The organism is Legionella wadsworthii DSM 21896 = ATCC 33877 (genome assembly GCF_000701265.1).
GTDB classification, from domain to species: Bacteria; Pseudomonadota; Gammaproteobacteria; order Legionellales; family Legionellaceae; genus Legionella; species Legionella wadsworthii.
In genome coordinates, this window is the sequence record NZ_KL370761.1 from 143,809 (window position 1) to 165,267 (window position 21,459).

A 21,459-nucleotide genomic window follows, 5' to 3' on the forward strand; every position below is an offset into this window, starting at 1 on the left:
ACCCCCTATCCCTTATGGGATAGGGATATAATAAAAAAGGATGTTCATGCTACGACACAGTATCATTTACCTGGCGCTGAGTATTCTGGTAGTACTATTTGCAAAATACGCTCATCTTATTATTGTTTATGTAGATATGTTCTTCACCTACATTAATTTGAAGTTAACACCAATCTTTAGCCAAACGGGCTGGGGCCTTGTAATTCGTAAAATTCTTGTTTTGGTTTTATTACCAGTAATTATTACTGCCATTCCAGCACTTATTTATCGATTCATTAAAGGCGGCACTATGCCTCACTTTATAGCAATCACTTGGATTATTTGGACTATCGTTGTTTTAAGTGATATTTTGGTACAATAAGGAACACGCATGGCAATATTAGCGAGTCAAATCAATACCGGCAGTCAGGAATTCAAATCGAACCAAGCAGCCATGCATGCCTTGGTAGAAGAATTAAAAAACAGAATTTATCAAATTTCATTGGGTGGTGATGAAAAAGCACGAGCCCGCCATTTAAAACATGGTAAATTATTGCCCCGGGAACGATTACAACAACTACTGGACCCTGGCAGCCCTTTTCTTGAACTTTCTCAACTTGCAGCTTATCAGGTCTATGAGGATGTCGTACCTGCAGCAGGAATTATTACTGGAGTAGGCTGGGTTTCTGGCATTGAATGTGTGATTGTTGTCAATGATGCCACAGTAAAAGGTGGAACCTATTATCCCTTAACTGTAAAAAAACATCTAAGGGCACAAGAAATCGCGCTCATGAATCATTTGCCTTGCATTTATCTCGTAGATTCAGGAGGCGCCTATTTACCGCTTCAAGATGAGGTATTTCCAGATCGCGAACATTTTGGACGAATCTTTTTTAATCAGGCACAATTATCAGCGCAAAATATACCCCAAATAGCTGTTGTTATGGGTTCTTGTACCGCCGGTGGGGCTTATGTGCCAGCTATGGCTGATGAATCCATTATGGTTAAAAATCAAGCCACTATTTTTCTTGGGGGCCCTCCTCTAGTCAAGGCAGCCACAGGTGAGGTTATTAGCGCCGAGGAATTAGGTGGTGCTGAAATTCATTGCCGAACTTCTGGTGTTGCAGATCATTATGCCGAACATGATGCCCATGCACTCTATCTGGCACGCAAAGTTATAAGTCATTTAAATCGCAAGAAACCGCAACAATTAACGCGTATTGAAACTGTTGACCCGCTTTATGATTCCTCCGAGTTGAATGGCATTGTTCCTGCTGATCCCAGAAAACCCTTTGATATCAGGGAAATCATAGCACGTATTGTAGATGGTTCAGAATTTGATGAATTTAAAGCGCTTTTCGGAACTACTTTAGTTTGTGGTTTTGCCCATTTATTTGGCTATCCCATCGGAATAATTGCCAACAACGGTATTTTATTTAGTGAAAGTGCGCTTAAAGGAACACATTTTATTGAGTTGTGCTGCCAACGAAGAATTCCTTTATTATTTCTTCAAAACATTACCGGCTTTATGGTAGGTTCCAAGTATGAAGCATCAGGAATTGCCAAACATGGCGCAAAAATGGTGACTGCTGTCGCCAATGCCAATGTTCCTAAATTTACAGTCATCGTGGGTGGTAGTTTTGGTGCAGGAAATTATGCCATGTGCGGACGCGCCTATAATCCAAATTTCATGTGGTCATGGCCTAACGCGCGCATCTCCGTTATGGGCGGAGAGCAAGCTGCTAATGTTTTGGCTCAAGTAAATCGCGATAAAATGATGAAACAAGGGAGTCAATGGCCACAAGAAGAGGAAGAGCGTTTTAAAGAGCAATTACGCAGTCAATATGAGAATCAGGGTAATCCCTATTATGCCAGTGCCCGCTTATGGGATGATGGGGTTATAGCCCCACAGGACACACGAAAAGTATTAGGCCTAAGTTTATCTGCTGCATTAAATGCCCCCATTGAATCGACACGATTTGGCGTTTTTCGTATGTAAGGAGCACACATGTGAGTGATTTAATTTATGAAATTGAGGAACGGTTGTGTGTACTCACACTGAACCGTGTGAACAAACATAATGCCTTTGATAATCAACTGCTCAGGGAATTACAACATCATCTGGATACTGCTATTGCCGATCCTAAAGTTCGAGTTATCATACTCAAAGCCAATGGGAAACATTTTTCTGCGGGTGCTGATTTAGCCTGGATGCAGAGTATGACCGAGTATACCGAAGAAGAAAATATCAAAGATGCTATGATTCTTGGTAATCTAATGTTCACTTTAAATAAAAGTCCTAAACCGACAGTAGCGATGGTTCATGGCTCTGCTTTTGGTGGGGGGGCTGGCCTTGCAGCAGCATGTGATATTGCTATTGCATCCCATTCGGCACGCTTTTGCTTTTCTGAGGTTAAATTAGGATTAATCCCGGCTGTGATTAGCCCTTATGTTGTTCAGGCAATTGGAGAGCGAAGCGCTAAAGCCTTATTCATGAGTGCGGAAATATTTGATGCAGCTAAAGCGCTGTCATTTCATTTAGTGCACCATTGTGTGCCAGAGGATAATTTATTGGAATTTACTCTCAATTATGCCAAACAAATGAGTGAAAATGCTCCTGAGGCAGTTCGAGATTCCAAAAAGCTTGCATACTATGTTAAAGATAAAAAAATAAATGAAGAACTTGTTTACTACACTGCCTCCTTAATTGCTCAAAAAAGAGTATCAGCTGAAGGACAACATGGACTTAATGCATTTTTAAGAAAAGAAAAGCCGAATTGGGACTAGGGATCAAAGACAACCCCGGGTTTCATTTCGTTGCACCCAGGCTACACAATCATTGACTACGAATAAGTAGTGAAACAAGATATGGATGAGGAACTCATGTTTAAAAAAATTCTCATCGCGAACCGCGGTGAAATTGCATGCAGGATTATCAAAACTGCACGATCTATGGGGATACATACAGTTGCTATATATTCCTCGGTTGATAAGGACAGTCTTCATGTGCGAAGTGCTGACAGTGCATTTTGCGTGGGCGATGCACCTGCGAAAGACAGCTATCTCAACATTACAAATATTATTCGTATCGCCAAAGAATGTCATGCACAAGCCATTCATCCAGGTTATGGTTTTTTGTCTGAGAATCCTGAATTTGCAAGAGCGTGCAGCAAAGCAGGTATTGTATTTATTGGTCCTTCAGTAGAAGCAATGGAAGCTATGGCTTCAAAACAGCTCGCCAAACAATTATTGGAAAAAACCAATGTACCTTTGACTCCAGGATATCACGGGAAAGAGCAAACTGAAGAGGAATTATTAACTGAAGCAAAAAAGTTAGGGTTTCCCATTTTACTGAAGGCGGCCAATGGGGGTGGGGGCAAAGGCATGCGTGCCGTTTTTCAGGAATCCGAGTTTAGTGCGGCATTGGCTGGGGCAAAACGTGAATCAATTGCAAGTTTTGGCGATGATACCATGATCATTGAAAAACTGGTTTTGAATCCGCGCCATGTTGAATTGCAAATAATGGCAGACAATCATGGCAATGTAGTCCATTTATTCGAACGTGACTGTTCCATTCAACGAAGGCACCAAAAAATTATCGAGGAAGCGCCCGCACCCAATTTATCTGTTTCACTACGAAAAAAACTCGCTGAAGCAGCTTGTGAAGTGGCTCGATCCATAAAATATCGCGGTGCAGGAACTGTCGAGTTTTTAGTTGATGGTTCCGACCAATTCTATTTTATGGAAATGAATACACGATTACAGGTAGAACATCCTGTAACAGAAATGATTACTGGCCTTGATTTGGTTGCTTGGCAATTGAAAATTGCTGCTGATGAACCCCTACCCTTGCCCCAAGATCAAATAAAATCAAATGGTCATGCCATAGAATGCCGGATTTATGCAGAAGATCCATATCATGATTTTATCCCCTCTATAGGACAAATCCAGTTTTTAGAAGAACCTTCTGGAGAAGGGGTCCGTATTGATACGGGCGTACAGCGCGGATCACATATTACGATGTACTATGACCCTATGATAGCAAAATTGATAGTATGGGGTGCCAATCGGGAAGAAGCATTATCCCGATTAGAACATGCTTTATCCAATTATTTTATTGGTGGAGTAAAAACGAATATCCCATTTCTGCAAACAATATGCCTTAACCACAAATTTCGAAACGCGCAGCTTAGTACTGATTTTTTAAGTAAAGAGAACATTCAACTTCCATCAGTAGATAAAGAGTTAGCACTTATCATGGCTGTAGGATTTGATTATTTGAATAACCTCAATACACTGAGGGATCCCTTATTAAAAGAAACTTTTGCATGGCAATCCCAAATTTCAAGCCATTGGATATGGCGATATAAAGATCAAAATGAAGTAATCGATGTGTTTGTCACTCCAATAAGTAATCATAATTTTAAAATTCACTTATACAATCAGGAGCATTTTATTAATGCTCATCTAATAGAAAATAAGCTTCGTATAGAAACCAGGTTGCAAAATTTTCATGCCACTGTAGATAATAAAAAACGATTATTAACCTTGTACACAAACCAAGGTCAAATTACTATTGAACGATTCAGCTGGGAAAATCTGGGAGCACCGTCTACTGGTCATAAAGGTCAATTGACGGCGCCTATGCCCGCGACTGTTGTTGCCATTTTGAAAAATATTGGTGAAAAAGTAAAAGCGGGAGAACGTTTAATCGTGTTAGAGGCTATGAAAATGGAACATACCATTCATGCACCCACCGATGGTATTTTATCTGATATCTTTTATAGTGTAGGCGCACAAGTAAACGAAGGAGAAGAGCTGCTGTCTTTAAGTGAAGAAAGTTCTTAAATAGACTTCTATCGAAATCGGGATCATCATGGACTATCCGCAAAACGTAACCATTATCGAAGTAGGACCACGTGACGGCTTGCAAAATGAAGCTTCCTTTGTGTCCAGCAAGCACAAAATTGAGTTAATTAATTTACTCAGTGATTCAGGTCTCAAAAATATTGAAGTGACCAGTTTCGTCTCTGCAAAAGCAATTCCACAATTGGCTGACCATAATGAAGTCTTTCGTGCCATAGTTAAAGAGGAGTCCATACACTATTCTGCTTTAGTGCCCAATGAGCAGGGTATGATCAAAGCATTGGAAGCAGGTGTTAAAGAAATTGCGGTATTTACTGCAGCGAGTGAACAGTTTAATCAAAGGAATATTAATTGTTCGATTGAGGAAAGTATTTCTCGTTTCAAACAAGTTCTTTTTTTAGCCAAAGAAAACAATATCAAAGTAAGAGGTTATATTTCCTGTGTACTTGGCTGTCCTTATGAAGGACATGTCGCACCAGAAAAAGTTGTCGATGTTGCAAAAAAATTAATACAATTGGGAGTCGATGAAATTTCATTAGGCGATACAATAGGTGTAGGTACTCCCTATCAAACCCGCCTATTACTGGAACAAACACTCAAATTCCTGCCATTAAATCAATTAGCAATGCATTTTCATGATACCTATGGCCAAGCTATAGCCAATATTTATGCTTCATTACAATATGGCGTACATCGATTCGACAGCTCCGTTGCCGGACTGGGGGGCTGTCCTTATGCACGCGGAGCAAGTGGTAATGTGGCCACTGAAGACGTTCTATACTTAATGCATGGTTTAGGGATAAACACAGGTGTGGATATATTTAAAATTGTAACCGCTGGCGACATGATCTGTAGAATTTTAGGGCGTAACAATCAATCAAAAGTTGCAAATGCGATGTTGGCAAATCCCTGTGCTTAATATTGAGTCATCTTATCCCCTACTCCATGAAGTGCTTCAATTTTAATGGCTGACGGAATTTAGTATTAATACAAGAGAAAATGAAAAATGAACGATATCTTATGGAAGCCCAAACACCCCCAAAAAACACGAATGTGGCAGTTCCTGGAATTCGCCGCAAAAAAAAATGCCCAGATTTTAGATAATTATCAGGATTTGCATACTTGGTCGGTGAAACACGCCGATTCATTTTGGCCTACTCTGTGCGATTTTTTCCAGATTCAATTTGATACAGCGCCCTACCAGATTCTAAATCATGAAACCGAAATGATTCAGGCGCACTGGTTCTCTGGAGCTCAGTTTAATTTCGCAGAAAAACTGTTATCACGCAAAGACAACCATCCCGCTTTAGTAAGCATCAATGAAAATAATGAAAAAGAAATCATCAGTTATGAGGAATTATACCATTTGGTGGCACAATGTGCCGCCGGATTAAAATCGATTGGGGTTACTGTCGGTGACAGAGTGGCTGCATTAATGCCTAATACCTCTCATACGATTATCGCCATGCTTGCCACTACTTCTTTAGGTGCAATCTGGTCTTCTTGCTCACCTGATTTTGGTGCTCAAGCTGCGATTGACCGACTTGGCCAAATTGATCCCAAAGTGCTATTTATCTGTGATGGACATCAGTATCAAGGAAAGAAACACAGTGGTGCGGAAAAAATAAAATTACTAGATGATGCAATTCCTTCCCTCACACAAATTGTTATTTGCCCCAATATTAATGAATCCCTCGATATATCTTCGTTATCTAAGGCAAAACACTGGCAAGATTTCCTGCGTCCAGCAAGCCATTGCGAGTTCGTCTCGTGCCCTTTTGAACATCCCGTTTACATCATGTTCTCTTCTGGGACTACTGGTAAACCTAAATGCATCATTCATGGCGCGGGTGGCACTCTATTGCAACATATTAAAGAATTAGGACTGCATACTGATTTACATGCCCAGGATAACTTATGCTTTTATACCACTTGTGGTTGGATGATGTGGAACTGGACTGTTTCCGCCCTTGCTTTAGGAACTACCCTTACCTTATACGAAGGCTCCCCCACCTATCCAGAAAGCAATCGATTATTCAAACTAATAGCTGAAGAGCAGGTTACAGTTTTTGGCACCAGCGCCAAATTTATTTCATCCATTGAGAAAGCTGGAGTTAACCCAAAAAAAGAATTTAATCTGAGCCATTTAAGATGCATTCTCTCAACGGGTTCTCCGCTATTACCAAAAAACTATGATTATGTTTATGAACAGATTAAAGAAGATGTACAACTTTGTTCTATCTCCGGGGGCACAGACATTATCTCTTGCTTTGCTCTAGGCAATCCTATCCTCCCGATTTACAAAGGAGAATTGCAAAGCTTTGGACTTGGTATGGCTGTTGATGTCTTTGATGAACAGGGGAATCCTATTCGAGAAGAACGCGGGGAATTAGTCTGTACTGCTCCTTTTCCATCTATGCCTGTAGGTTTTTGGAATGATCCAGAAAGAAAAGCTTATCGCCGTGCCTATTTTGAGCGCTTCCCTGGAGTATGGGCTCATGGAGATTTTGCAGAAATTACAAAGCATCATGGGTTAATTATTTATGGGCGCTCGGATGCAGTTTTAAACCCTGGTGGGGTACGTATTGGTACTGCTGAAATTTACAGACAAGTAGAAAAAATTGATGAAGTCATAGACAGTGTTGTCATCGCCCAAGATTGGGAAGATGATGTTCGCATTGTGTTATTTGTAAAATTACGTGAGCCTATGAAATTATCAGAAGATTTAATTAATAAAATACGTCTAACAATAAGAAAAAATGCTTCGCCAAGGCATGTCCCCGCTAAAATAGTTCAAGTTGCAGATATTCCACGGACAATTAGCGGCAAAATAGTTGAAGTGGCTGTAAGGCAAGTTGTTCATGGTTTACCTGTAAATAATTTGGGATCTTTAGCAAATCCTCAAGCACTGGATTATTTTAAAAATCGAGAAGAGCTTCAAAGTTAAAAGTAAGATGCCCACACCTTGCATTTGTTTATAAGAAACAAATTGTGTATACTACGGCACAAGGCGTCGATTTGAAATTCAGCTTGCGGACGCTCAAAAAAGTTTTCTTTTTTGAAAAAACGGCTAAAGCGGATGTAGTTCCATTCCTCTAGGTCTTTGCCCCGCACGCTACTCTCAGGTTATTTATAATGATTGAATTAACTGGACTAACAAAATCCTTCTCGGGTAAACCTGTCCTGCGTGACATTAATTTATTTATTCAGGAAGGGGAAATTTTTGGAATTATTGGCAAAAGTGGTGCAGGCAAATCAACTTTGTTACGGTGCATTAATCTTTTAGAGAGACCGGATGAAGGTGATGTCATTATTGATGGACAATATTTAACCAGCCTTTCCAGAAAAGATTTGGCCTTAGCACGTCACAAAATGGCAATGATTTTTCAGCAATTTAATTTACTCAACTCAAAAAATGTTTATGACAACATTGCACTTCCTATGCGAATTCAAGGAATGAGTGAAGAAGCCATTGGCAATAAAATAGAAGAATTATTACCATTAGTTGAGTTATCAGATAAAAAATTAGCCTACCCAGCTCAGCTCAGCGGAGGCCAAAAACAAAGAGTTGCTATTGCACGTGCCTTAAGTTGCTCCCCTAAAATTCTGCTTTGCGATGAAGCAACTTCAGCATTGGATCCGGAAACGACAGATTCCATTCTTGCATTACTTAAAAAAATTAACTCCCTTTATGGGATTACTATCGTCCTGATCACGCATGAAATGGATGTAGTTAAAAGAATTTGCAACCGTTTGTCAGTAATGGTTGATGGCGAATTAGCAGAAACGACTGCTCTTGCCAATGTCTTCAATAAAAAAGACAGCCTTGCCCGCGGCATGCTTTATGCGCAGCTCAGTCCGCAATTGCCTGAATGTCTTACTAACAGACTCGCAGACTACGTTACGGATAAACCTTTATTGCGTCTATTTTTTCAAGGTGAAGAAGCGACTGTTCCCTTTATTAGTCAAACAAGTCGAGAGTTAAACTTGGATATTAACATTTTGCTCGCCAATATAGACCGATATGATACCGTAACTTGTGGCGTTGTGGTGGTTGAATTAACTGCGCACCAATTTTTACTCGAAGCATTCATTGAACGCTGTGAAAAAGCCAAATTAACTGTGGAGGTAATAGGTTATGTCCTTCCCGATGGCATATGATTTATTTATTGCAACAAGCGAAACACTTTACATGGTGGTTGTTAGTACCCTATTTGCAGTTCTTTTGGGTTTACCCTTAGGAACATGGCTCTACTCCTCACGCCATATTAAACAAATGCCAAGAGTCCATAAAACCTTATCAGCTTTTATTAATATGGCCCGTTCCATACCTTTTATTATATTATTGGTTGCAATAATACCTTTTACCCGACTCATTGTAGGCACTTCAATAGGAATGAATGCAGCAATTGTCCCACTCACTCTTGGTGCAACACCTTTTTTTGCCCGATTAGTGGATAATGTCTATCGTAGTCTCCCGTCCGGCTTGATAGAAACAGGTTACTCCATGGGGGCCACAACCCGACAAATTATTATGCATATACTATTTCCGGAGGCCATTCCTGCCTTAATTCAAGCAATAACCGTGACAACAATTACTTTAGTGAACTATTCAGCAATGGCTGGGACTGTCGGTGCTGGCGGTTTGGGGACTTTGGCAATTAACTATGGCTATCAACGATTTGACGCAGGAGTCATGATATCTACTGTTGTTATTTTAATTGTTATGGTGCAACTCATACAAATGTTGGGCGATTATCTGACAAAACGTTTTTTACATCATTAATTTTTCTGTAATTTGGAGTTTTAAATGAGAGTTCTTGTTTATAGTATTTTATTATTAGTCCTCGTAGCTTGTAGCAAGCCATCGCCCAATACTTTAGTCATAGGTACAATTGCAGGGCCAGAAACTGAATTGGTTGAGACTGCTAAAGAAGTAGCGAAGAATAAATTTGGTTTAAATGTTAAAATTGTAACTTTTAATGATTACAACTTGCCCAATGAAGCCTTGCAAGATGGCAGCTTGGATGCAAATGTTTACCAACACCTACCTTACCTCAACGCAGCTGTCAAAGCCCATGGCTATACTTTAGAGGCTATAGGACGCACCTTTGTATATCCGATGGGGATCTATTCCAAAAAGCATACGTCCATGAATCAGTTACCTGAAAGAGCAATCATTGCCTTACCGAATGACCCAAGCAATGAAATGCGCGCATTGCAACTGCTGGAACAGGCAAAATTGATAACCTTAAAAAATGATCAAAACACGGGTTTAAATCATATTGCATCGAATCCTCACAATCTACAATTTAAAGAAATGGATGCAGCTCAATTACCAAGAGTATTACCCGATGTAGATGCCGCAGTCATCAATACCACATTTGCCTTACCTGCAGGTTTAAATCCCACACATGATGCTCTATTTACTGAAAATAAAGATTCTCCCTATGCCAATATTATTGTCATTAAGAAAAACTCTCCAAAAAAAGCACAGCTAGAGCTCTTTGTAAAAGCATTAAACTCTGATGAAGTCAAAGAGAAGGCCAAAATTTTATTTGGCGATTCAGCAATTCCAGCTTGGTAGCCTTTATTTAATTGCTGGGTCTTGGGTTCATGCACAGTGAATCCAAGGCTTCTGGTATTTTTTTCATGCGCTTTGTACCAGACTTAACATTCAATGAATCTTAATCCTATCTTAATTAAAAAGTGTTATACTTTATTAAAAAGATAGTTTGAGGTGCCCTTCTTATGGTAACACGTAGACAAGCATTGTTTAATTTACTCAATTCTAATGAATATGTTAAAAGATTCACACCCGAAGCAATCGAAAAAATTTATCAAGAATATCGCGATCAAATTGGGTTGAATAAAGAAGCCATAAGTAAATTTTCCCCCAAGGGTTTAGAAGCTCAGGTGGAAGATAGAATCAAAGATCATAAAGGATTTAAAACGCCATTTGGTTCAGAAAAGGAAAATACACTTGAAAAATTACTCAAAGGTACTGAACCAGAAAAACAACAGATCAGAGAAGCGTTCCAAGCCATACTTGCCCCCAAGGATTATTTTAGTTCTGCACTCAAGATCTATAAAAACTCCATGGACTACTTTCAGGAACAACTAAAACAAATTCCAGAAGATCGTAATATAACTGTAAAATCTCTTCTAGAAAAACTGTATGTAATAGAACAAAATGGAAGAGACGCACTTAAGGCACAGCAAAAGGAAGAGATGGCTGAACTTAAGGACAAAGCTCCAGACCTGGCAAAGGATATTGGTAAGCTTATGGGTGTCGATGAAACAGATACTGCAGAATTAAAAAAAATAGAAGATCAATTAATAAAAGATTTAGAAACCTCCCACGAAGAACAACTTGCAAAATTTAATACTGCTGCTAAAGAAAATAAACAGATCATTGCTGATGCTTATGCAAAGGAAGGTAAGGAGGTAGCCTTCTCTAAGTTCATTGAAAAAATGGCAATGGATCTTGATGCGGCAAAACGACAAGAAATGCTCAGGGAAATTGGGCGAGCACGTCGGGAAAAACTTGACAGATTAGGCGGAACTCCTCCCCAAAGAAATACAAGCGTGAATGTAGACGTTCAAAATAATACAATCTCCTCTCTTGATCCGAATGACTTAAATTTTATTATCTCTTTATCAGGAAAAAAAATAAATCATGATAAGGCAACTGGTATGTGGAGCGTCAATATGTCTCCTCGTATCCTTTCTCCTTTCTACTATTTGAGCAGACATCAAAATCCCAAAGTAGATATGCTAACTATGGCTCAAGCAGTCAAAGCCTCTGGCTTCGACTCTATTACTTTGACCATAAACTTTGATGATCCAAAGACTAAAAAAGAAAGAGCAAGACAAGCATATGAAGCAGCGCTTGAATCGGGTTTTGACCCCGATCCCTTACCCGGGCAAGAAGGTGAGAAAGCATTAAAAGGTATCGTTTTAAAAGATGGCTCAGGTAATGAAATCGATCCAAAGACTTTGTTTACTCCTGCTGAGCTACAAAGTCTCCACTCAAAAGCGAAAGAGACCCGTGATAAAATTAAAAAATATGAACAACCTCAAGGTCTAGATGACCTTGAAAATGACAAGGACAGACAAATTGAAATTAAGAAAGCATTAAATGAAGGCAGGAAGTCGCGAACAGGCCCAGATATAGAGGTACCTGATTTAGACCAAGAAAAACGTGACGAAGCAGAGATACAACGAGTTCTAAATTCTTAATCAATATGGTGGAAATATTCCACCATTTTTATATCATTAATGTTCAAAAAATTCCACTACTCTCTAATCTTAAATTCTGGTATTTTATAAAGATTCACTACGGGTGAAGCTAAGGAGATAGCGATGAGTACTCGTGAATTTGATGAAGATGGGAACGAAATGGAAGAATTTGGAGTTGACTCCATCGTCACTACAGAATCGAATCCTTCTACTAAATTAGAAAGAAGAAGAAAAATAGAAGATTTATTTGAAGAAAAACGCTTAAGAGAAGAGCTGGAAGAATTCGGTTAATGATGTAGGTATTTCTTTACACACCTACATAAATATCAAATCGGACTGTTTTCCCCTCTATTTGCGCATGTGCTGGGATTAAGGGTTCATCTTTTTGTGGCCATTTAACCACTACCTTTTGGGTGTTTTTAAGTGCCAATTGTATTAATTTCAGCGCATCTTTATCTGTACCAATAATTTGCTGTAATGCTTGCATTTCTTTTTTTACCAAGGCGGATTTACTGCGTTCGGGATGCATGGGATCAATATAGATAATATCAGGATGGTTTTGTTTTTCTAACGACTCCAAATAGGAATAAGCATCCCCTTGATGCAATCTTAATTTCATTTGTTTCCGGTCTTCTTCAGTTTGACGTTGTAGGGCGTCTGCCAATAGAGCAGCCATTACGGGATTGCGCTCCAACATCAATACTTCAGCACCAAAGCTTGCCAGAATAGCAGAATCACGTCCCCATCCTGCCGTTGCGTCTATAATTTGAGTTCCAGGAGACGGTTTACAAGCACGTATTAATCCTTGTTTTTTTCCCTGAGATTTTCTTTTCCTCCAAAATGAAGCGCTGAACTCTGCCGAAATTGGGGAAAATCCAGGTATTTTTAACGTGAGTTTTTCTTCAGTAACAAAGAGGCATGGATTGGCATTTTGAACTAATTTAAAATGTAATTGCTCAGCGATAGATTTTGCTTTTTCCCGTAACCCCTCGTGCTCATAACCTACTGCTGTAATATTTATCATTTTAAATTCATGTCATTCCCGCAAAAGCGGGAACCCATCCCGCCCCACTGTAAAAAATTACATTGATGATGGATATTCCGCCTGAGCGGAAAGATATCATCAAGATACCCGACAACCGAAACCGTCCTCAAAAAGGCGCTTTTATTTAAAACATGATATGATTTACCATTATTTTATTTAAGCCGAAATTTCTTATTTGTTTTTTCAGCTCATTTGTAATAGCGATATATCAGCAACACCTTGCAGTAATTCTTGCAAACTGGCCAAGAGTGACAAACGATTGGCTTTTATGGCTTCATCTTCTACCATAACCATCACTTTATCGAAGAATAAGTCAATTGGCTCTTTTAAACTGGCAAGAAGTTTCAATAAAGGACCGTAATTAGCCGATCGGTATAATGGCTCTACAGCACGTGCAATTTGATTGATATGAATGTAAAGAAACTTCTCGGATTCTTCTGTAAAAAGTTCTTCTCTCACTGAAGATAGACTGTCCTTTCCAGCTTGAGACAGCAAATTATTCACTCGTTTGCATGCAGCAGAAAGGGATGCGGCTTCTGGAAGATTGACAAATGTTTGTAATGCACTTAATCGCTTGTCCAGATCATACAACCAATCATCCTGGCGTGCTCGTACTGCATGAACCAAATCGGCAGTTAATCCTTGCCCTTGATAATGAGATTGCAAGCGATCCAGAATAAAAGCTTTTAAATCAGTCAGCAAATTTGTTTCTATGGATATTTTTGTTCCGTAATGAACCGTTGCTTGTTCTAATAACGTGCTCAAATTAAGTTGCGCTGACGTTGAAATAAGCAAACGCACTACTGCTAAAGCATGCCGGCGTAACTTAAAAGGATCTTTTACTCCAGTGGGCTTTTGGCCTATGGCAAAAATACCCACTAAAGTATCGATTCTATCCGCTAAAGATAAAGCAAGACCTAAATCGCTTTCCGGTAAACAGTCTGCAGCAAAACGCGGCATATATTGTTCATTTAAAGCTTGAGCGACACTCTGATCTTCCCCGTCATTCAGTGCGTAATAATAACCCATTAAACCCTGTAATTCAGGAAACTCGCCCACCATTCCTGTCAATAAATCACATTTGCTCAACTGTGCAGCCCTTTGCGCCAGGTTTAAATTTAAATGAAGGGCAGGACTTAAATAAGTCATCAGTGATTCGACCCGTAAGGCTTTATCCTGTAAGCTTCCTAATTTTGCTTGGAAAATTACCCTATTGGTATCTGGAATATGCTGACTTAAGGGCATTTTTTTATCTTGTTTAAAAAAGAAAGCCGCATCACTCAAACGAGCTCGCATCACCTTTTCATTCCCTAATATCACTTGTTTTGGTTTGGTGCTCGCAATGTTAGAAACAGTAATAAAATGAGGAAGCAAATTCCCTAGTTTGTCTTTTAATGCGAAGCATTTTTGATGGGATTGCATTGAAGCAATTAACGATTCCGCTGGCACTTCTAAAAATTCTTTTTCGAAGTTAGCCATCAGAGCCTGTGGCCATTCGACAATAGAGGTCACTTCATCTAATAAATCATCAGGCATGATTGCTGTCGCTTGAATTGAAGCAGCTAATTCTTCAATTTGCCTTATTATGGTTTTTTTCCTGGTTGAAAAATCAGCAATAACAAAAGCTTTTTCCATCATTGGTTCATAGCTTTTTGCTGAGGGAATGATAATTTGTTGTGGATGATGAAAACGATGGCCTCTACTGTGTTGACCACTTTTAATTCCAAAAAAATTATGCTCGATTACTTTATCACCATAAAGCATCACAGCCCAATGAACAGGCCGGGCAAATTCTTCTTCACCCGCTCCCCAACGCATGGGTTTAGCAATGGATAACGATTCCAGGGACTGATTAACCAGGGAAGGTAATAAATCATAAGTTTTATTGCCCTTGCTTTGCATTTCATAAACAACCCATCCCCCTTTCTCTGTTTCTATTTGAGAAAGTTGTTCTACTTCCACACCACACGATTTAGCAAATCCTTGCAAAGCAGGGGTGGGACTCCCTTGATTGTCATATGCCGCAGCCAGGGCAGGCCCTCGGCGGGTAACACTTTGATCTTTTTGCTCTTCTTGTAAATCACAAATTGTAATCGCAAGCCGTCGGGGTGTAGCAAACCGTCTGACTTGGCCGTAGGTTAATTGTGCTTTATCTAAAGCAGCCAATAAATTTTTGGCAAACTCGTCGGCTAACGGCCAAACCGAACCAGAAGGCAGCTCTTCACAACCTAATTCAAAAATAAAATCATTGACCATCACACACCTTTTGTTTAAGCATAGGAAAGCCCAACGCTTCTCGCGCTTGATAATAGGCTTGCGCTACCGACCTTGATAAATGTCTTACACGTAAAATATAGCGTTGTCTTTCAGTCACAGATATGGCTTTACGTGCATCGAGCAAATTAAATGAATGAGAGGCTTTAATCACCATTTCATAGGCAGGAAGAGGTAATTGGAGGGCGATCAATTTCTGTGCTTCGCTCTCATAATAATCAAATTGCTTAAACAACTCCTCTACATTAGCATGCTCAAAATTATAAGCAGACATTTCTACTTCATTTTGGTGAAATACATTTCCATAAGTGATGATGCCATTTGCTGTATTACTCCAGGGTAGATCAAATAAATTATCGACACCTAAAATATACATCGCGAGACGTTCCAAACCATAAGTGAGCTCGCCGGTCACCGGAGAACAGGACAAACCTCCAGCTTGTTGAAAATAAGTGAATTGCGATACCTCCATACCGTTTTGCCATACCTCCCATCCTAGACCCCAGGCACCTAAAGTAGGTGATTCCCAATTGTCTTCTACGAAACGAATGTCATCAGCTAATGGATCCACGCCCAGCGCCCGTAAGGAATCTAAGTATTTATCTTGTATGTCTAAAGGAGAAGGTTTGAGTACTACCTGAAATTGATAATAATGTTGTACCCGATTTGGGTTATCTCCATAACGTCCATCCGTTGGCCTGCGTGAAGGCTGTACATAAGCAGCCGACCAGGGTTCTGGACCAATTGCCCGCAAAAAAGTAGCGGGATGAAAAGTCCCTGCCCCAACTTCCATATCAAAAGGTTGTAAAATGACACATCCTTGAGCAGCCCAATATTGCTGCAATGTGAGAATAATGTCCTGAAATGTAGATGGTTTTGTCATGAAAATCTCAATGTAGGCTAAATAAAGCAACAACGAAACAGGGAAATTTTTACCACGCAAAGCCTGGAGTCAGCTTCGCTTTCATCCAGGCTCATAATACAGCGATTATTATGAATTACCTGCCGCTTTCTTAATTAACTCTTGTAGCGACTCTTCACTTGCAGCGCCAGGTATAAAGGATGGCTCAGTACCTGTTTTAAATTCGCCATTTGGCGTCGAAGCAATGATAAAGGCAGGGGTTCCCATCAAGTGCAGTTTTTCTGCCAACTCGCGGTTTGCATCTAATGCGGCTGTAACTTCTTTACTTTGCATGTCTGTCTTTAATTTTTTCATGTCCAAACCTAAAGACTTCGCAGTAGACATGATAATTTGATCGTTTAGACGCTTGTCCATAGTGATTAATGCATTATGCATGGCTTGATATTTACCTTGCATGCCTGCAGCTAAAGCAGCTCTGGAAGCCGTTTCAGAGCTCTTGCCAAAAATTGGGAACTCTTTATAGATAATGCGTAAGTCACTGTCTTTTTTAACTAAATTATCAATAATTGGGGACATTTTTTTGCAGTGAATGCATTGATAATCGAAGAACTCAACGATAGTAACATTGCCTTTAGGGTTTCCGACTATTGTAGTTTTACCTTGGAATAATTGATCCGTGTTGTCTTTGATGGCCGATTGTGCTTGCTGTTGCATATTTTGCTGTTGCTTTTGCTGCAAGGCTTGTGAAGCTTCCAGGAGCACTTCCGGGTTAGCGACTAAATAGTCATGTACAATTTTTTCAATGTCTTTTTTTTGTGCCTCAGACATAGGAGTTGTATTATTGGTATCTGCTGCCATAATTGCAGGTGATACTAAAGATGCTGTCAGCGCTCCTACTGTTAATAAATTTGTAAATTTCACACAGTTCCCCTTTTTTAATAGTTTACATAATACCAACAACTTTCCAAACGGCACCCTAGCATTCGCTTGGAGAAAATTCAATAGTTCATGTGTTTTTGCATTATTTTTTGTATTACATAATAACATAAAGATTAAAAATAGATTTTATTGGACCGATGCTGCAGGGGAGCAATTGTAGGAAAAACCCTAATCGCAAACGGCAATGCTCCCCTCGACTGAGTTGTTATTTGATTTGTTCTCTATTATTGCGCCTCAACCGCTAAATTTGCATAAGCTAAAACGAGCCATTTCACACCATGTTCACGAAACTTGACTTGCACCCGAGTATGGGCACCGCTTCCTTCTACTGCCAATACCACACCTGATCCAAATTTCGCATGGCTTACACTTTGTCCTAATGAAAGCCCCGAAGTCTCTTGGGGAATTGAAGACTTGGTTGATAAGGCTGCTGGCGCCTGGAATCTTGCTTTAATACGAATTTCATCAAGTAATTCGGGCGGCAGCTCTCTTAAAAAACGAGAGGGGCGGTGATATTCTTCACGCCCGTATTGGCGCCTTATTTCTGCATAGGAGAGTACCAATTGACGCATCGCGCGTGTCATGCCTACATAACACAAACGGCGCTCTTCCTCCAAACGTCCCGGCTCATCCAAAGACTGTTTTCCTGGAAATACTCCCTCTTCCATGCCTACTAGAAAAACAATAGGAAACTCAAGTCCTTTCGCGGCGTGTAAAGTCATCAAATGGACATAACGTTCGTGTTCTTCGGCCTGCATCTCCCCTGCCTCCAAAGAAGCATGAGCTAAAAATGCATTCACTAACGGAATTTCTTCGTCCTCATCTTGCTCGTAACGAAATTGTTTTGCCGCATTAATTAATTCTTGTAAGTTATCAAGACGAGACTCTGATTTATCTCCCTTGATTTTACTGAAATGAGCATGCAACCCACTTACTTGAATGACTACTGAGAGCTGCTCATCCAGCTCCATTGCAGTAGTATCTTTTTGTAGTTGCTCTATTAATTCGATAAATTTTGACAGCGCAGATCCAGCTCTTTGTGCCATCTCACCGGATTGCAATAATTTTTTGGCTGCGTTCCATAAAGAGCATTGTCCTGATTTAGCATAATGACGTAAATCATCAAGCGTTTTTTCTCCAATGCCCCGGGTTGGGAAATTTACAATCCTCTCAAAAGCAGTATCATCATCGGGATTTACCAATAGCCGCAAATAAGCTAAAGCGTCTTTTACTTCTGCCCGATCAAAGAACCGTAACCCACCATAAATGCGATAGGCGATACCCGCTCGCAATAGCGCTTCCTCTAAAACCCGGGATTGCGCATTGGAACGGTACAAAATAGCTATCTCATCGGCACTAACACCCTGATTGATTTCCATCATGATTCGTTCGCAGACAAAACGGGCCTCCTCCAGCTCGTTGAAAGCACAGTAAACTAGAATTTTTTCTCCAGTTGCCCCATCGGTCCATAAGTCTTTTCCCATCCGCGAATTATTGTGTGTAATGAGCGCATTTGCTGCATTCAGTATCGTTGCTGTAGAACGATAATTTTGTTCCAACCGAATCATTTGGGCGTTTTTAAAATCCTGGGCAAATTGTTGGATATTTTCCACCTTTGCACCGCGCCAACCATAAATGGATTGATCATCATCCCCTACGGCCAAAACAGCAGTACGTTCTCCAGCAAGCAGGCGAATCCAAGCATATTGAATGGTATTGGTATCTTGAAATTCATCTACCAGAATAGCTTGAAAACGTCCACGGTAATGGGTCAAGATATCTTGATTATCGCGTAATAACTCATGAGTGCGTAATAACAATTCCGCAAAATCGATAACCCCTGCGGTCTGACAAGCTTGTTCGTAGGCATGATAAATGTTAAGTAATGTTTTACCTGGCCCATAGGGCAAAGTATGTACATGTTGTGGTCGTATTCCCTCATCCTTACGTCCGTTAATAAAAGATTGGGCTTGTTTCACTGGCCATTGTTCGGGATCAAGGTTTAAAGAGCTAATAACCCGCTTAATCAAACGAGCTTGATCTTCAGAATCTAGAATATGAAATAACTCAGGCAAATTCGCCTCTTTATAATGCCGGCGAAGCAACCGATGACAAAGACCATGGAAAGTACCCACCCATAAACCCAAAACAGGAGTACTTAATATATTGTTTAAGCGACCCCTCATTTCACCAGCGGCCTTATTCGTGAAGGTTACAGCTAAAATTCCATGCGGGGATATGTGTTCTTGTTCAATCAACCAGGCAATTCGACTGACCAAAACCTTCGTTTTACCACTACCTGCTCCAGCTAGAACCAGCATGTTGCCTAGCGGTGAGGTAACTGCTTCGCGTTGTCGTTCATTCAATCCTTTAAGAATTGCAGCAAGAGTCATAAATAAATTCCAGGAAAAAAAGGTGGTGTATTCTATAAATAGATCCCGTTTCCTCGCAAGTAAAAGAAAATTGGGACTATACTAACTATAGTATAAATCTTGTTTTTTAAGTCAAAATGAATACTTATTGCTTTCGAAAGGTTCCCAGCGCACAATAATCCATATTTTTTAATAAAATTCCTAAAAGGACTAAAATGCACGCACTCTACCCCTCCATAAAACCCTATGCACAACGTGAATTAAAAGTCAGTGCCTTGCATACATTATATATTGAAGAAACAGGAAACCCTGAAGGTTTACCGGTAATTGTTTTACATCCCGGCCCAGGCGCCTCCTGCGGAGATGGATATCTGAGACGGTTTTTTGATCCCCAGCATTATCGAATTGTAATTTTTGATCAACGTGGCTGCGGACGTTCCACGCCTCATTTGGAAATTAAAGAAAACGCAACCCATTTATTAATAGACGACGTCGATGCAATACGAGATTTTTTAGGATTATCTGAATTCGTCCTGTCCGGAGGGGGCTGGGGTTCATTACTTGCCCTCCTTTATGCTCAAAAGTTTCCTCAACAAATCAAAGCGCTCCAGTTACATCAAATATTCTTAGGCAGAAAGGAAGATATTGATTGGTTTTATAAGAAAGGAGCGAACCTGGTTTACCCCGATTACTGGCAAGAATTTACAAGTAGTGTTCCCGAAAACATGCTGGATCAAATACCTAAATATTATGCAGATTGTTTACAAGGTCCCAATGAACTAGCCCGTATGAGCGCAGCAAAATCATGGGCATTGTGGGAAGCACGTTGCAGTAGTTTGCAACCTCATTTATATGTTATCGACCAATTCAGCGATCCTCATTTTGCTTTGGCTCTTGCTACTTTAGAATCTCATTACATCAATAACCGCTTTTTTATTGAAGAAAATCAGATCATGGAGAATGTTCATAAGATAAGACATATTCCCACTTATATTGTACATGGACGGTTTGATTTAATCTCCCCATTGTCCGGTGCTTTTGAACTCCATCAAGCCATACCTGCCTCTAATTTAAGAATCGTTCGTGATGCAGGACATTCAGATAGAGAATCGGGCATCATCGATGCATTAATTTATGCAAGTAAAGAAATTTCGAGACAAGGACTTGATGCATGTTGATTGTCATTCAAAGAGTAACCCATGCCAGGGTAGACATCGATGGGGAAACTGTAGGAAAAATTGAAAAAGGACTTTTGGTTCTCTGTGGTTTTGAGCCGAATGATACGGAACAAACCATTAATAAAATGTTAAATAAGTGTATCCATTATCGTATCTTTAGTGACAATCAAGGCAAAATGAATCTCAGCCTTAAAGAGGTTCAAGGGGGCTTACTTTTAGTACCTCAGTTTACTTTAATGGCTGAAACCCAAAATGGATTACGTCCCAGTTTCTCCAATGCAGCCACACCAGAATTAGGACGTCAATTATTTAATATTTTATTAACCAGGGCTGCTCAATTGTTTCCCCAGGCGCAAAGTGGATGTTTTGGAGCCAATATGCAAGTTCACTTATGTAATGATGGGCCAGTGACATTTTTGTTAAAATTCTAAAAATTTGAGCAACCAATGAGGAATTAATCCTAAAATAGTACACTCATCACCTATCGCGGCATTACTTTCTCAATTCATCCCATGAAATACACTTTTCTCCGGCCGCACTCTTCCCACTACTTCCTACAACTTCATTTTTCCCGACTTCCCACAGCTTCACTTTTCCCATCTTCCCGCAGCTTCACTTGTCCCTACTTCCCACCGCTTCACTTGTCCTACTTCCCGCGGCTTCACTTGTCCTACTTCCCCCGCTTCACTTGTCCTACTTCCC

At 40.0% G+C, this 21,459-nt stretch carries 18 protein-coding genes; 13 read left to right on the top strand and 5 right to left on the bottom strand.

Annotated elements, in window-relative coordinates; translation table 11 throughout:
* The first annotated feature begins 46 nt into the window (after positions 1-46).
* The 11 genes from BU07_RS0115055 to BU07_RS17570 all read left to right on the top strand — a co-directional run bounded on the left by BU07_RS0115055 (position 47) and on the right by BU07_RS17570 (position 12,378).
* Positions 47-361, top strand: coding sequence for a hypothetical protein (locus BU07_RS0115055; protein ID WP_031567478.1), 315 nt, complete (start codon positions 47-49; stop codon positions 359-361).
* Positions 362-370: 9 nt separating this feature from the next.
* On the top strand, positions 371-1,978 hold the full coding sequence (locus BU07_RS0115060; RefSeq protein ID WP_031567480.1) for a carboxyl transferase domain-containing protein: 1,608 nt from the start codon (positions 371-373) through the stop codon (positions 1,976-1,978).
* Positions 1,979-1,989: 11 nt separating this feature from the next.
* Positions 1,990-2,766, top strand: a complete 777-nt coding sequence (locus BU07_RS0115065; protein WP_031567483.1) for an enoyl-CoA hydratase-related protein — start codon at positions 1,990-1,992, stop codon at positions 2,764-2,766.
* 96 nt (positions 2,767-2,862) lie between these two features.
* Entirely contained in the window at positions 2,863-4,827 is a 1,965-nt protein-coding gene (locus tag BU07_RS0115070; protein ID WP_031567485.1) for an acetyl/propionyl/methylcrotonyl-CoA carboxylase subunit alpha, read from the top strand.
* A gap of 28 nt (positions 4,828-4,855) precedes the next feature.
* Entirely contained in the window at positions 4,856-5,764 is a 909-nt protein-coding gene (locus tag BU07_RS0115075; RefSeq protein WP_031567487.1) for a hydroxymethylglutaryl-CoA lyase, read from the top strand.
* A gap of 87 nt (positions 5,765-5,851) precedes the next feature.
* Positions 5,852-7,792 (top strand): acetoacetate--CoA ligase, encoded by a 1,941-nt coding sequence (locus BU07_RS0115080; RefSeq protein WP_031567489.1) that lies wholly within the window; start codon positions 5,852-5,854, stop codon positions 7,790-7,792.
* 188 nt (positions 7,793-7,980) lie between these two features.
* Positions 7,981-9,006 carry a methionine ABC transporter ATP-binding protein gene (locus tag BU07_RS0115085; protein WP_031567491.1) on the top strand — a complete coding sequence of 342 codons (1,026 nt, stop codon included), beginning with the start codon at positions 7,981-7,983 and terminating at the stop codon, positions 9,004-9,006.
* Positions 8,984-9,631, top strand: coding sequence for a methionine ABC transporter permease (locus BU07_RS0115090; protein WP_031567494.1), 648 nt, complete (start codon positions 8,984-8,986; stop codon positions 9,629-9,631). The genes BU07_RS0115085 and BU07_RS0115090 overlap by 23 nt, the downstream gene beginning before the upstream one ends.
* A gap of 24 nt (positions 9,632-9,655) precedes the next feature.
* Complete coding sequence (locus BU07_RS0115095; RefSeq protein WP_031567496.1) at positions 9,656-10,432, top strand: MetQ/NlpA family ABC transporter substrate-binding protein; 777 nt, start codon at positions 9,656-9,658, stop codon at positions 10,430-10,432.
* A 185-nt stretch (positions 10,433-10,617) separates the two neighbouring features.
* Positions 10,618-12,087 carry a hypothetical protein gene (locus BU07_RS0115100; protein WP_242601899.1) on the top strand — a complete coding sequence of 490 codons (1,470 nt, stop codon included), beginning with the start codon at positions 10,618-10,620 and terminating at the stop codon, positions 12,085-12,087.
* Positions 12,088-12,210: 123 nt separating this feature from the next.
* Positions 12,211-12,378, top strand: coding sequence for a PA3496 family putative envelope integrity protein (locus tag BU07_RS17570; protein ID WP_165482416.1), 168 nt, complete (start codon positions 12,211-12,213; stop codon positions 12,376-12,378).
* A gap of 16 nt (positions 12,379-12,394) precedes the next feature.
* Here BU07_RS17570 and BU07_RS0115110 read toward each other — a convergent pair whose 3' ends face one another.
* The 5 genes from BU07_RS0115110 to uvrD all read right to left on the bottom strand — a co-directional run bounded on the left by BU07_RS0115110 (position 12,395) and on the right by uvrD (position 19,600).
* The gene (locus BU07_RS0115110) at positions 12,395-13,111 is read right to left on the bottom strand and encodes a class I SAM-dependent methyltransferase (protein WP_031567499.1); all 717 of its coding nucleotides are present in this window, start codon (positions 13,109-13,111) and stop codon (positions 12,395-12,397) included.
* A 204-nt stretch (positions 13,112-13,315) separates the two neighbouring features.
* Positions 13,316-15,388: a glycine--tRNA ligase subunit beta gene (glyS, locus tag BU07_RS0115115; protein ID WP_031567501.1), complete on the bottom strand. Its 2,073-nt coding sequence runs from the start codon at positions 15,386-15,388 to the stop codon at positions 13,316-13,318.
* Complete coding sequence (gene glyQ / locus BU07_RS0115120) at positions 15,378-16,289, bottom strand: glycine--tRNA ligase subunit alpha (RefSeq protein WP_031567503.1); 912 nt, start codon at positions 16,287-16,289, stop codon at positions 15,378-15,380. The genes glyS and glyQ overlap by 11 nt, the downstream gene beginning before the upstream one ends.
* Positions 16,290-16,397: 108 nt before the next feature.
* Positions 16,398-17,189, bottom strand: coding sequence for a DsbA family protein (locus BU07_RS0115125; RefSeq protein ID WP_031567506.1), 792 nt, complete (start codon positions 17,187-17,189; stop codon positions 16,398-16,400).
* 242 nt (positions 17,190-17,431) lie between these two features.
* Positions 17,432-19,600: a DNA helicase II gene (uvrD, locus tag BU07_RS0115130; RefSeq protein WP_031567508.1), complete on the bottom strand. Its 2,169-nt coding sequence runs from the start codon at positions 19,598-19,600 to the stop codon at positions 17,432-17,434.
* A 194-nt stretch (positions 19,601-19,794) separates the two neighbouring features.
* Between uvrD and pip the strand changes: the two genes are divergently transcribed.
* Positions 19,795-20,757 (top strand): prolyl aminopeptidase, encoded by a 963-nt coding sequence (pip, locus tag BU07_RS0115135; RefSeq protein ID WP_031567510.1) that lies wholly within the window; start codon positions 19,795-19,797, stop codon positions 20,755-20,757.
* Positions 20,751-21,188: a D-aminoacyl-tRNA deacylase gene (gene dtd, locus BU07_RS0115140; protein ID WP_031567512.1), complete on the top strand. Its 438-nt coding sequence runs from the start codon at positions 20,751-20,753 to the stop codon at positions 21,186-21,188. The genes pip and dtd overlap by 7 nt, the downstream gene beginning before the upstream one ends.
* The last annotated feature ends 271 nt before the right edge of the window (positions 21,189-21,459 follow it).